The organism is Sphingomonas sp., assembly GCF_036387535.1.
In the GTDB taxonomy this organism is placed as follows: Bacteria; Pseudomonadota; Alphaproteobacteria; order Sphingomonadales; family Sphingomonadaceae; genus Sphingomonas_R.
The window spans coordinates 1-13,055 of sequence record NZ_DASVTO010000101.1 but is presented as its reverse complement, the minus strand read 5'-3'; the positions used below and the strand labels follow the sequence as shown (position 1 = coordinate 13,055).

9 protein-coding genes and 1 pseudogene are annotated in these 13,055 nt (G+C 64.4%); 4 read left to right on the top strand and 6 right to left on the bottom strand.

What is annotated here, in order from left to right:
• Positions 1–59 precede the first annotated feature (59 nt).
• From VF649_RS09365 to VF649_RS09355, 3 genes are read right to left on the bottom strand one after another with little or no spacing between them, the layout of a single operon-like run.
• Positions 60–1,100, bottom strand: coding sequence for an enoyl-CoA hydratase/isomerase family protein (locus tag VF649_RS09365; RefSeq protein WP_331011693.1), 1,041 nt, complete (start codon positions 1,098–1,100; stop codon positions 60–62).
• The gene (locus VF649_RS09360; RefSeq protein ID WP_331011692.1) at positions 1,097–2,242 is read right to left on the bottom strand and encodes an acyl-CoA dehydrogenase family protein; all 1,146 of its coding nucleotides are present in this window, start codon (positions 2,240–2,242) and stop codon (positions 1,097–1,099) included. Before VF649_RS09360 ends, VF649_RS09365 begins: the two co-directional genes overlap by 4 nt.
• Before the next feature lie 4 nt (positions 2,243–2,246).
• Positions 2,247–3,779 carry a CoA-acylating methylmalonate-semialdehyde dehydrogenase gene (locus VF649_RS09355; RefSeq protein WP_331011691.1) on the bottom strand — a complete coding sequence of 511 codons (1,533 nt, stop codon included), beginning with the start codon at positions 3,777–3,779 and terminating at the stop codon, positions 2,247–2,249.
• Positions 3,780–3,859: 80 nt separating this feature from the next.
• Between VF649_RS09355 and VF649_RS09350 the strand changes: the two genes are divergently transcribed.
• Together VF649_RS09350 and VF649_RS09345 are read left to right on the top strand one after the other, a co-directional pair.
• The gene (locus VF649_RS09350; protein WP_331011690.1) at positions 3,860–4,753 is read left to right on the top strand and encodes a LysR substrate-binding domain-containing protein; all 894 of its coding nucleotides are present in this window, start codon (positions 3,860–3,862) and stop codon (positions 4,751–4,753) included.
• 462 nt (positions 4,754–5,215) lie between these two features.
• The gene (locus VF649_RS09345) at positions 5,216–8,215 is read left to right on the top strand and encodes a glycosyl hydrolase family 28-related protein (RefSeq protein WP_414713658.1); all 3,000 of its coding nucleotides are present in this window, start codon (positions 5,216–5,218) and stop codon (positions 8,213–8,215) included.
• 79 nt (positions 8,216–8,294) lie between these two features.
• On the opposite strand, the gene VF649_RS09340 is transcribed toward VF649_RS09345, so the two are convergent.
• Positions 8,295–8,558, bottom strand: coding sequence for a helix-turn-helix domain-containing protein (locus VF649_RS09340; RefSeq protein ID WP_414713659.1), 264 nt, complete (start codon positions 8,556–8,558; stop codon positions 8,295–8,297).
• 258 nt (positions 8,559–8,816) lie between these two features.
• On the opposite strand from VF649_RS09340, the gene VF649_RS09335 reads away from it, so the two are divergent.
• Positions 8,817–10,157, top strand: a complete 1,341-nt coding sequence (locus VF649_RS09335; RefSeq protein WP_331011688.1) for a gluconate:H+ symporter — start codon at positions 8,817–8,819, stop codon at positions 10,155–10,157.
• Between the two features lie 43 nt (positions 10,158–10,200).
• The gene (locus VF649_RS09330) at positions 10,201–10,878 is read left to right on the top strand and encodes a FadR/GntR family transcriptional regulator (RefSeq protein WP_331011687.1); all 678 of its coding nucleotides are present in this window, start codon (positions 10,201–10,203) and stop codon (positions 10,876–10,878) included.
• Positions 10,879–11,053: 175 nt separating this feature from the next.
• Here the strand turns inward: VF649_RS09330 and VF649_RS09325 are convergent.
• Positions 11,054–11,871: pseudogene (locus tag VF649_RS09325) on the bottom strand (transposase).
• Between the two features lie 220 nt (positions 11,872–12,091).
• Positions 12,092–12,829, bottom strand: a complete 738-nt coding sequence (locus VF649_RS09320) for an FkbM family methyltransferase (protein ID WP_331011686.1) — start codon at positions 12,827–12,829, stop codon at positions 12,092–12,094.
• Positions 12,830–13,055 lie beyond the last annotated feature (226 nt).

Here is a 13,055-nt window from a genome sequence, read left to right as displayed (position 1 = left end):
CACCCCTGGTGCGGATCGGGTCCGCCGCTCGTGCCGGCCTTCACCGTGGATGGCGACCCTTATGGCGTCCAGGCCTCCGCTTCCGGCAGCGGGGCGAAAATCTGGTCAATGACATGGTCGGGTACATCCGCCGGCGTCGCCGGGTCCCAGCGCGGGGCATTGTCCTTGTCAACGATCACCGCGCGGACGCCTTCCTGGAAATCATGGCGCTGCACCACGCGCGACGCCACCGCATATTCATGCGCCATCTCGTCCGCGAAGTTCGCCATGGCGGCGCCGTCCTTCAGCAGGCGCAGCGCGACCTTCATCGCCTGTGGCGATTTGGTGCGCAGGGTCGCCAGCTGCTCCGATGCCCACGCGCCACGATCGTCGTCCAGCGTCGCGAAGACGGTTTCCAGATCGTCCGCAGCGAACAGGTGGTCGATCGCGTCACGATGTTGCAGGATGCGCGCGTCCGGCACAGGTGCCGACAGATCCGCAAGGATGGTGGCGATCGCCGCAGGATCGGCGATGATCCGGCGTTTCGCGTCCTCGACCCGATCCGCGGTCAGATAATGCGTCGCCAGCCCAAGCGCGTGCGTTTCGGCGCCGTCCAGCCGGTGGCCGGTCAACGCAAGATACCGGCCGATCCGCCCCGGCAGCCGCGACAGATACCAGCCGCCACCGACGTCGGGGAACAGGCCGATCCCGGTTTCCGGCATCGCAAGCCGGGTCTGTTCCGTCGCCACCCGGAAGCGCGCGGGTTGCGAGATGCCGACGCCGCCGCCCATCGTGATCCCGTCCATGACCGCGACGATCGGCTTGGCATAGGTGAACAGCCGGTGGTTCATGCGATATTCGGTCGCGAAGAAGTGCCGCGCCGCAGCGCCGTCGCCCGCGCCGCTTTCGGCCAGCATGCGAATGTCGCCGCCGGCGCAGAAGCCGCGCCCCTCGGCATGGTCGAGGATGATCGCGCGAACCGCATCGTCGCTCCGCCACGCCTCCAGCGCGCCCAGCACGGCTTCGCACATCGCGACGGTCAGTGCATGGATCGCCTTGGGCCGGTTCAGGCGGATGCGGCCCACCGCGCCCTCCACCGTGATGAGGACAGGATCCGTCATTGCCGCGACAGTTCGCGGCCGATGATCATGCGCATCACCTGATTGGTGCCCTCCAGGATCGAATGGACGCGCAGGTCGCGCCAGAAGCGTTCGATGGGATAGTCCATGAGATAGCCGTAACCGCCATGCAGTTGCAGCGCACGATCGGCCACGCTCGATCCCATGTCGGTGGCAAGCCGCTTCGCCATGGCGGCGAAGCGCGTCTTGTCCGGTGCGTCGACCGTGACCTTTGCCGCCGCCATATAGAGCAGCGCGCGCGCCGCCTCCAGATCGGTCGCCATGTCGGCAAGCGTGAACTGCGTAGTCTGGAAATCAGCGACGGCGCTGCCGAACTGCTTGCGATCCCTGGTATAGCGGATCGCCTCATCCAGACAGCGCTGCGCGCCGCCGAGCGAACAGGCGCCGATATTGAGCCGGCCGCCGTCCAGCCCCATCATCGCGATCCGGAACCCTTCGCCTTCCGCCCCGACCAGATTTTCGGCCGGCACGCGGACTTCATCCAGGATCACCTGGCGGGTCGGTTGCGAATGCCAGCCGAGCTTGCGTTCATTGGCCCCGAAACTGACCCCTGGCATATCCTTTTCGATCACGAGCGCGGAAATGCCCCGCGCGCCGTCCTCGCCGGTGCGAACCATGGTCACATAGACCTCGTTCTCGCCGCCGCCGGAGATGAACTGCTTCGTCCCGGTCACGACATAGGTGTCGCCGTCCCTGACCGCGCGCGTCTTCAGCGCCGCAGCGTCCGATCCCGATCCCGGCTCCGTCAGGCAATAGCTGGCCAGCCGATCCATCGTGACCAGGCTGGGCAGATATTTGTCCTTGACCACCGCGCTGCCGAACCGGTCGATCATCCACGCGGCCATGTTGTGGATCGAAATGAACGCGCTGGTGGAGGGGCATCCATAGGCCATCGCTTCCATGATGAGCGCAGCTTCCAGCCGGCCGAGTGCGATGCCGCCCGATGCCTCGCTGACATAGATCGCGGCAAAACCAAGTTCAGCCGCAGCCTTGATCGTGTCGCGCGGGAAGATGTGCTGCTCGTCCCATTCGGCGGCGTGCGGCGTGATGCGATCGGCGGTGAAGCGACGGGCGAGATCCTGGATCTCGCGCTGATCGTCGGTCAGGTCGAATTGATGATCCATGACCTCAGCCCATCGTCGGAATGACGAAGGCGTCCTGCACGCGCGCAGGCCCGCCGTCTTCGGCGCCACGCGGCAGATCGGCGGTGCCGTCGGGCCAGCGTTGAGTGATGGTCTTGACCTTCGTCCAGAACTTCACGCCCTCCATGCCATGCTGGTTGGTGTCCCCGAATGCGGAACGCTTCCACCCGCCAAAGCTGTGATAGGCGACCGGCACCGGGATCGGCACGTTGATGCCGACCATGCCGACATTGACGCGCGCCGCGAATTCCCGGGCGGCGTGGCCGTTGCGCGTGAAGATGGCGACGCCATTGCCATATTGATGCTCACTGGGCAGCCGCACCGCGGTTTCGAAATCGGGTGCGCGGACGATCTGCAGGACCGGGCCGAAGATTTCCTCCTGATAGGCGCGCATCTGCGGCGTGACGCGGTCGAACAGCGTCGGGCCGATGAAGAACCCCTGTTCATGTCCCTGAAGGCTGAATCCGCGGCCATCGACGACCAGTTCCGCGCCCTCGTCGACACCGGTCTGGATCCAGTTTTCCACCCGCTGCCGGTGTGCGGCGTTGATCACCGGTCCGTAATGGGCGTCGGTGTCGGTCGATATGCCGACGCGCAACGCCGCGATCGCGGGGATCAGCTTTTCCCGCAAAGCATCGGCGGTCTTGTCGCCGACCGGCACCACGACCGGCAGCGCCATGCACCGTTCCCCGGCCGATCCGAATGCTGCGCCTGACAGGTCGGCAACCACCTGATCCAGATCCGCGTCCGGCATCACGATGCCGTGGTTCTTGGCCCCGCCCATCGCCTGCACGCGCTTTCCGGCTTCGACGCCGCGGCGGTAGACATAATGCGCGATATCGCTGGATCCGACGAAGCTGACGGCGCTGATTGCGGGATGATCAAGGATGGCGTCGACCATCTCCTTGTCGCCATGTACCACTTGCAGGATGCCGGCCGGCGCGCCGGCCTCCAGCATCAGTTCTGCCAAACGGACCGGCACCGACGGATCGCGTTCCGACGGCTTCAGGATGAACGCATTGCCGGTCGCGATCGCGACGCCGAACATCCACATCGGGATCATGGCCGGAAAATTGAACGGCGTGATCCCGGCCCCGATGCCGAGCGGTTGGCGCATCGAATAGACATCGATGCCCGGACCGGCGCCATGCGTATATTCGCCTTTCAGAATGTGGGGGATGCCGCAGCAGAACTCGATCACCTCAAGACCGCGCTGGATGTCGCCCTTGCTGTCCGCGATCACCTTGCCATGTTCGGACGAAAGCATCTGCGCCAACGCGTCCATGTTCGCTTCGACCAGTTCCTTGAACCGGAACATCACGCGTGCGCGGCGTTGCGGGTTGGTGGCGGCCCAGCCGGGCTGTGCCGCCTGCGCCGCGGCCACGGCCCGTGCCAGATCGGCCATGGTGCCCAGGGTGACGCGCGCCTGCACCTGGCCGGTATTCGGATCCCAGACGTCTCCGGTCCGGCCGCTTCCGCCGCCCTGATGACCGACGATGACATGGTCGATGGTGCGCATCATACTCTCCCGTTCGACCGGACCATGCGCCGGCCGCCAGTTGCCGGCAAGGTGAAGTCCTGCAATGGTGCCCTGCAGATATGCAGCCTTTATCCTGGAACGACCTGCAGAACTTTCTGGCGATCGCGCGGACCGGGCAGATTGCGCGCGCGGCGGCGGCCGCCGGCGTGGACGCGACGACGATGGGGCGGCGCCTGCGGCGGCTGGAGCGCAGGCTGGGCCAGACCTTGTTCGAACAGACCCGCGAGGGCCAGGTGATGACGGCGGCAGGAGAGTCGTTGCTGGCCCATGTCGAGGCCATGGAGCGCGCGGCCGAGCGGATCGCGGATGCGCATGACCCACATGGCGGGTTGACCGGATTGCTGCGACTGAGCGTATCGGAGGGTTTCGGGACCTGGTTCATGGCCCGCCATCTGCACGAGTTTGCCGCGGCTCACCCGCGCCTGACGATCGACCTGGCCGCGAGCAGCGGGTTCCTCAGCCCATCGAAGCGTGAAACCGACGTCGCGATCCTGCTGGCGCAGCCCCGCGCGGGGCCGGTGGTGTGCAGCAAGTTAGGCGACTATGGCCTTCGCCTCTATGCCAGCGCGGATTATATTGCGGCCCATGGTGCGCCGGAAACGATCGCCGTCCTGCGCGAACACCGGCTGATCGGCTACATCCCCGATCTTCTCTATGCGCCCGAGTTGCGATATCTTGACGAGATCGACACCGCGCTGACGCCTGCCGTGCGCAGTTCCAGCATCAACGCGCAGCACCGGCTTCTGCAATCCGGCACCGGTATCGGCGTGCTCCCGCGGTTCATCGGTGATGCCGACCCATCCCTGGTGCCGTTGCTGCCGGAGGTGGCGATCACGCGATCATTCTGGCTGGTCACGCACAAGGATACCCGTCAACTGGAACGGGTGCGCGCGTTCAAGACGTGGCTGATGGCGATCATCCAGCGGGAAAAGGCCACGCTGGTTGGATCGTGACGCACGGAACGCAACGATACGGCACGCGACGGCGCCATCCGTTTGCCGAACTGCTCCGCGTCCCGTCATCTGCGCGGATCTCGATTAGCGGCAGCGTAGAATAACAACACTTTGGACCTTTCCGAAATAACAAAGCCGTTGATCGCGACGTCCCGCGTGGCCGTGTGTGAGAAAGTTCGTACGGTCGGGTCCAGCGAAGCCGTCGGCCCGATCGCCTTGCGCGAGGTCGGCAGATGAGGTCGGCCGGGGCAGATAACAGACGCTGCCGTGGCTGATCCCCAGCCCCCCGCGCGGGCGTGCCAGCGGCAAGGCACGCGAGCGGTGGATCATCGTTTTGCGCGGGGCAACAGACCTGCTTTGCCGACTTTGTCGAGCGCGGCGTGGAAAGCAAGACCTTGGTCGTGGGTGGTGCCGGCGCGCGCCCGGGCTACATTTTGGGCGAACGACAGCGGGAGTCGCGACATGAAGATGTTCTGGGCGGTGACGGCCGCGGCGGTGCTGATACCCGCACCTGCATGGGCGAAATCGACATCGGTCTATCTGACCCGACCAAACGATCCGCGTGCGATCACCGTCAAGGCGGTTGGTGACGGACGTGCCGACGACAGCGCCGCGATCCAGACCGCAATCGATGCGGCAGCGGCGAGCAAGCATGGCGGTGTCGTGTTCCTGCCATCCGGGCGCTATCGGATCACACGCACCATTTTCGTGCGATCCGCCGTCCGTATCTTCGGCATTGGCAGGAGCCGGCCGGTGCTGGTGCTGGGCGACAACACACCGGGCTTCGATTCGGGCATCGCCACCATGCTCAGCTTCACGGGCGAGGATCAGTACCGCGTGGGCAATGTGGCGGTCCCACCGCCGACCAGCGTACCGTTCGATCCCAACATCTTCGACGCCACGTCGAGCACCTTCTATTCCGCATTGTCCAACGTCGATTTCGAAATCGGTGCGGGCAACGCCGGGGCGACTGGCGTCCGCTTCCGCACCGCGCAACATGCCTTCCTGCGGCACATCGACTTCCATATCGGATCGGGGCTCGCCGGCATCTACCAGGCGGGGAATGAATGCGAGGACCTGCGCTTCTATGGTGGCCGCTACGGGATCTTGACTGAAAAGCCATCCGCCGCATGGCAGTTCACACTGATCGACTCCGAATTCGACGGCCAGCGCGATGCCGCCATCCGCGAGCATGAAGCGGGCTTGACGCTGGTAAACGTCGCAATGCGCAACACGCCGGTCGGTATCGAGATCGACCGCGGCTATGGCGACTGGTTGTGGGGCAAGGACGTCCGGTTCGAGAATGTGTCGCGCGCTGGCATCGTGATCAGCAACGAAGGCAATGTCTACACACAGATCGGCTTTGAAAATGCCTTGGGGGTTGCCACGCCGACCTTCGCGCGTTTCCGCGACAGCGGCCGCACCGTCGCGGGCCAGGGCGCGAGCTACAAGGTTGCGCGCTTCAACTACGGGTTGAAGCTCGCAGGGCTCGGGCAGATCGGCGAGTATGCGACGGATGTGGCGATGACGTCCGCGCCGCGTCCCTCGCCGCGGCGCGCACTGGCCATCAGGGCTCTGCCTCCGGTTCGCGACTGGATCAACGTCCATGATCTCGGCGTAAAGGGCGATGACGCGACCGACGACACCGCCGCGTTGCAGCGCGCAATCGATCGCCACCGCGTGCTCTACTTGCCGATGGGCCGCTATCGGGTGACTGACACGTTGAAGCTACGGCCGGATACCGTGCTGATCGCGCTGCACCCCAGCCTGACGCACATCTACCTGCCCGACGAAACGCCTGCCTACATGGGCGTCGGGAGCCCCAAGGCGCTGATAGAGAGCGCGCGCGGCGGCAATGCCATCCTGTCGGGCGTTGGCCTGTGGACGGGCGGCGTCAATCCGCGTGCGACTGCGCTGCTGTGGCGCGCAGGCGAGACGTCGATGGTCAACGACGTCAAGATCCAGGGCGGCGGCGGCACGGTGCTGGGGCCCGGCAGTCGCATCGAGCCCGGCGACCCGCATGCGCGCCCGGACGGGCAGCATCCCAGCATCTGGGTGACCGATGGCGGTGGCGGCACGTTCGCGGCGATCTGGTCGCCCAACACGCTGGCGCAGGCCGGCTTCTACGTCTCAGATACCAAGACGCCGGGCCACGTCTACGAATTGTCGGCTGAGCATCATTATCGCGCCGAGATCGTGCTCGACAATGTGCAAAACTGGGAGTTCCTGGCACCGCAGACCGAGCAGGAGGTGCGCGACGGTGTCGATGCGATCTCGACCGAAATCCGCAACTCGCGCAACATTCTGTTCGCCAATTACCACGGCTATCGCGTCACCCGCACGATCAAGCCGATGGATCCCGCGGTGCGGCTGTACAATTCGGGCGAGATCCGGTTTCGCAACGTCCACGTCAATGCGGAAAGCGGCTTCGCGAGCTGTGACGATAAGGGCTGCGGCACCTATCTGCGGGCCAGCAAGTTTCCTTTCGAAAACGCGATCAAGGACATGACAGGCGGCGCCGAGGTGCGCGAACGCGAGTTCGCGGTGCTGGACGTGCCTCCCCTGGGGACCGCGCCCGCCAGTCAACCTGTGGTGCCGGTCACGCCGGGAGTCGAGAAGCTGGCCGGCGGCTTCTACTCCATCGCCGGCGCGGCGGTGAACGCCGACGGCACGCTCTACTTCATCGATCGGTTCTTCCAGCGCATTCATGCGTGGTCGAAGCGGGACGGATTGTCGATCGTCGCCGATGCGCCGCTCGACGCGGTGAACCTGGCAGTCGACCGGTCGGGCGACCTCATGGTCCTGTCCTCGGCCGGTCGCGACGGCACCGTGTACAGCATCAAGCCCAAGGCACCCTTCGTCGTCCGGACAATCGCGCCCACCCCTGTCAAGCCACGGCCCGACGCCGAGATCGTGCTGCCGGTGAACATCTGGAACAACGGTGAATTCAGGGATCGCATCGACACCAAAACCTATGAATTCACCACGCTGGCGGAGATGTTCGCACGCGACATCGGCCAGCCCAAGACGATGGAATATGTCTCGCCCGACGGATCGCTCGCGTTGCCGGCGTTCCGCGTGTGGAACCAGGGGCCAGACGATCATTGCGGCTGGCGCTGGTCCGACGCGCTGGACGCGCACGGATTTCTGACAGCGCGGCCAGGCGAACCGGTGTTCGTCGCGAACGGATCGGAGAACAAGACGTATCGGGGGACCGTGGGCGCTGGCGGGGCGGTCACCGACCTGAAGGTCTTTGCGAACCGCGGCACCGAAAGCGTCGCTCGCGATGCGGCCGGTAATGTGTACGTCGCCAACGGACAGGTGTTCGTCTATGCGCCCGACGGCGCGCTGACCCGCCGGATCGAGGTGCCGGAGCGGCCGCTACAGCTGGTGGTCGGCGGCGTCGGTCGACGCACCTTGTTCATTCTCACCCATCATTCGCTGTACGCCATCGCGATCTGAAAGGTCGAAAAGGACAGTCCATCAGGAACAGCCGGGCAGGGATGGAGAACGGCTCGTTTAAACGGAAACCGGCTCGCGTTCAGTGTTGCCCGCTCAGCAACTGCGCGGCGATGGCGACCTGGGTGCGATTGCGGACGTTCAGCTTGCGCATCAGCGCGGTCATATGTGCCTTCACCGTCGCTTCGGCGATGCCCAAGTCGAACGCGATCTGCTTGTTCAGTTGACCGGAATGAACACCGCGAAGCACTTTCATCTGGGTGGGGGTCAGATCGGCCAATGCCGGGCGGCGCCCGGCCGGAGCGGGTTTGTCATTGGAAGATTCGAAGCCTGAAACGCCTTGCATGTCATCCCCTTCTGCGCCTTGCACGGTCGATCAGCACGATACCGTGCAGCCGACCCGCTTCGGTTGATCCGAAATCAGTTAGACAGATTTGCAGTATTCCCGCACCAGCGGCCCGTGTTCAAGTCTTTTTGTTGATCGACAGTAAAAATCTGTCCAACAGGTATCAGAGGCCACAGTAGGCCAACGCGCCATTGCACAGGGAGGAAAGGGCATGATTGAGCTGGGCCGTGGGCAGGCCGTTGCGATGTGGGTGGCGCGATGAGCAGCGAGGACCTCCGGCTGGTGATCGCCGCGCTGTCCGGCATCGCACTGGCGGTGCTGATGATCGTGCGCGGTCGGCTTCATCCCTTTCTGGGCCTGCTCTCCGGCGCTTTCGCCGTCGGCCTGATCGCGGGGGTCCCGCTGATCGATACGGCAAAGGCGGTGCAGAAGGGGGTGGGCGACATCCTCGGCGGCACCGGACTGGTCGTTGCACTCGGCCTGTCGTTGGGTGCCATGCTGCAGATTTCTGGCGCAGCCGCCGCGCTGGCGACTACCGGGTTGCGGTTGATCAAGCCGAGCGGCGCGCCTTGGGCCAGCATGTTCATCGCCATTGTGATCGGCCTGCCGTTGTTCTTCGAAACAGGTCTCGTGCTGTTGCTGCCGATCGTCGCGGCGGCGGCGGCGGCGCTGCCGGAGGGATCGGGCAAAGATACCGCCAAATTGCGCCTGATGCTGCCCGCGCTCGCCGGCCTGTCGGTCGTCCACGCGCTCGTCCCGCCGCATCCGGGACCGCTGCTGGCGGTCGAAGCACTCGGTGCGGACCTCGGTCGCACGATGATCTACGGCATCCTGATCGCCGTACCGACCGCGGTGATCGCGGGACCGGCGTTAGCCATGCTGACCGCGCGCGGTATACGGCTGAGTACACCCGTGATCGAGCGGCCCATCCTCGAAGTCACCCCGCCGGGCTTGGGTGTCGCGCTGATGATCGTACTGCTGCCGGTCGTGCTGATCGCCGCGGGCGAACTGGGCCAGTTCCTGCCCGGTTTGACCGGCTCCGCCTGGCTCACGGCGGCGAGCAATCCGGTCGTCGCATTGCTCGTCACCAACCTCGTGGCGCTGCCCCTGCTGTTCGGACGGCGGCTGCGCGAGGCGGCCGTTCAGGATGCGGTGTGGACGGGCACCATGGCGACCGCCGGTGCCATCCTGCTCGCGATCGGCGCGGGCGGCGCGTTGAAGCAGGTGCTGGTGACCGCCGGCCTGTCGGACCTGCTGGCCCGGCTCGCATCGCTCCAGGCGATCTCGCCGCTGCTGCTGGGGTGGCTGATCGCGGTGGCGATCCGCCTTGCCACCGGGTCCGCGACCGTGGCAACGATCACGGCAGTGGGTGTGATGCCGGGCGTGGTCGCCGCGAGCGGTGCGTCCCCGGAGCTCGTCGTGCTAGCGGTCGGTGCGGGATCGGTGTTCTTCAGCCATGTCAACGATCCCGGTTTCTGGCTGGTGAAGGGATATCTCGGCACCACCACCGCCGACACGTTCCGCACCTGGTCGATGCTGGAAACCGTGATCTCGGTGGCCGGACTCATCATGGTTCTGGCAGCGAGCTATATCGTATGAAAGTGACACGGCATCCGATCAACCCCCGGCGGCGAGCACGGTCATGAGCGAGGAGCGACTCGCGGATCGGGCCTATACGGGCATTGTCCAGATCATCAACGACGACGCGCTGATGACGGGCGACCGGCTGCCGGCGGAGGCGCGGCTGGCCGAGATGTTCGGCATGTCTCGAACCGTGGTGCGCGAGGCGCTGGTCCGGCTGGCATCGGACGGGATTACGGAGGCGCGACGCGGGGCAGGGTCCTTCGTCAAGCGTCGCCCGTCCGAGCGGTTGGGCGCGCATATGCCGATGGCGGATCTCGCTGCGACCTTGGGGACGTACGAGGTCCGCTTCGTGCTGGAGGCGGAGGCCGCGCGGCTGGCCGCGCAGCGCCGGTCGGCGGCGCAGCTCGCCGAGATTGAGATGCGGCTCGCCGAGTTGCGATCGGCGCTGCTCTCGAGCGCTCCGGCGCATGATGAGGATTGGCTTCTCCACCGCGCGATCTTCGAAGCCACGGCAAACACCGCCTTCGTGTCGATCTTCGATCACCTGCACGACGAGGTGCTCCGCATTCTCAAGGCGGGCGTGGACATTTCCCGCTCGCGCCCGCCGGAAGTGATCGCAGCGATGATGGGCGAACATGACGCGATCGTCGAGGCAATCGGCGCCCAGGACGCCGAAAGCGCGGCGCTGACAATGCGCTGGCATCTGTCACAAGGACGCAAGCGCCTGATGCCGTAAGTCAGGTCAACGATCAGTTTCGGGATGTCGACAGTCCCCTAGGACTGCATCACCGCGACATGTTCCGCCATTCGCTCGTCCGTAAAGGACGTGCTGGCGGCTTGACGAAACATGTCGGGTGCGACGGGGTATCTGCGGCGGCTTCGGCGCTTCCAAGTCCATAACAGCCTCTAGTTTAAAAGCCTGACGGGGCCTCGCGGGTTCGCGCGATGTACTCGCGGGGCGCACGATAGCCGAGCGCGCGATGCGGGTGCACCTCGTTGTAGTGCGCCGGCCGGACGGGGAGCTGCTCGATGACGGTTTTGGCATCCGGCCTTGGGCTCACGCGGACATAGTCCCGTTTGGGCGTCTGGACGAACGCCTCGGCCATGCCGTTGGACTGCGGGCTGCTGACCGGCGTCGTGCGCGGCACCAGGCCGATCTCGCGGGCGAAGGCGCGGGTGTCTCGGGCAGTGTGGCAACTGCCGTTGTCGCTCAGCTACTCGATCTGCTCTGGCAGGCAGTTCACGGGTTCGAAGCGGTGCTCGACGGTGGCGACCATCAGGTCCTGGACGTCCTCGGCGGTGATGCCGATCGCGCTCGCGACGGCGCTCACAGACCACCCCTGGGCAACGAGGTCGAGCGCAGCAGCGGTTTTTTTGGGCCTGCGGCGCGGGACACGGCCTCGCGGAGCAGCTTGTTCTCCATGGCCTTCTTGCCCAGCAGCCGCTGGAGCTCGCGCACGTGCGCTTCCAGGGCGCGATACTCGGACGCCGGCACGACCTCCTCGTCGGCCGTGGCGGCAGTCAGCGCTCCCTGAGCCATCAGCCTGCGCCAAGTGAAGATCTGGCTACCGCTGATCCCGTGCCGGCGGCTTACGAGCGACACGCTCATGCCCGGCAGGTAGGTCTCCTCGACGATCTGCACCTTCTCCTCCGGGGTCCATCGCCTCCGGCGCTGAACCCCGTTGAGGACCTCACCCTTGTTGTAACGCCTGGTCGTACCGTCAGTCATATGTCTCACTCTTATCTAAGAGCGAGGCCCTATCCGGTAATTTAGGGGGCCACCTCAGCGATCGACGGATCGCGTTTTGGTTTGGCTGCTGCCTCAGGAGCGATCCCGCGTGACGTCGAGCTGCCATTTAGCGCAGACAGAACTGTGCTATTCACTTCTAACATCTACATTTAGAGCGTAAGGCCCCCACAAGAATAAGCCTATGAAGCGCCCTCAAGTGCTACCGGCCAAAGCGCGCCTCCAGTTCGGCGACCCTACCCCGGAGTTGGTGAAGCTCCTTAATAACATATCCGTAGTGATAATCGTCGGCAGGATTTGTAAAATATTGGATCAGGTCAGCATGCTCATTTGCGACATAATATCGATTTAGAACATCGGTATATACCATTCGATATCCAGCGGCACAGACCGTCGGATCCCACTCTCCATACGTCGGCGCAGACATATTGTTTGGCTCTGTCGCTTCGATCACAAGCACCCACGGTCGAAAGCGGCAAAAGTCCATGCCACGGATCGCCGCCCCCTCATGACCTTCTATGTCAATTTTCAGAAAGTGAATTTCCGTTGGCGCGTGCTCTTCACAGATCTGAGCCAGAGTCATTGCCGGCACTGTATAAGACCGCGACATCAAGCCTGACTCGACGTGCCGCTTGGCGAAACGACTTTCTAGTGTTCCGAGTTGTCCCTCGACGCCGTGAAAGGTCGCTTCTCCAGGATGATCAGTGACAGCAACCTGCAGATTTATGTCACGCGGTCGATCCCTCACAAAGGCCGGAAAGAGATCCATTCCGGGCTCGACGTTCACTCCTCGCCAGCCATGATCATAGAAATGCTTGGTGACGCTGTCGTGTGTTGGGTCAAACCCGCCCACGTCGATGTAGAAGCCCTCGCTGAAGGGAACCCGGTGGAGCGCGCGATGGAGAAGCACGTCCTCACGAGCTTGAGCGTAGCTGATCATATTGAACCTCCGAATAAGGAGCAATTAGAGCCACCATGCGGCCGCTGTCTACCCGTGACCGCCAACCCTTTTTGACCCAGAAACGTGTTGACGTGACCCCCGTTTCTTCATCCATCTGGACCTAGAGACCGGCCCCTTGAAGGGACGGACAGAATGAAGCGGAAGCAGTTTTCGGAAGAGCAGATCATCGGCATTCTGAAGGAGGCCGAGGCGGGTGCGGTGGTGA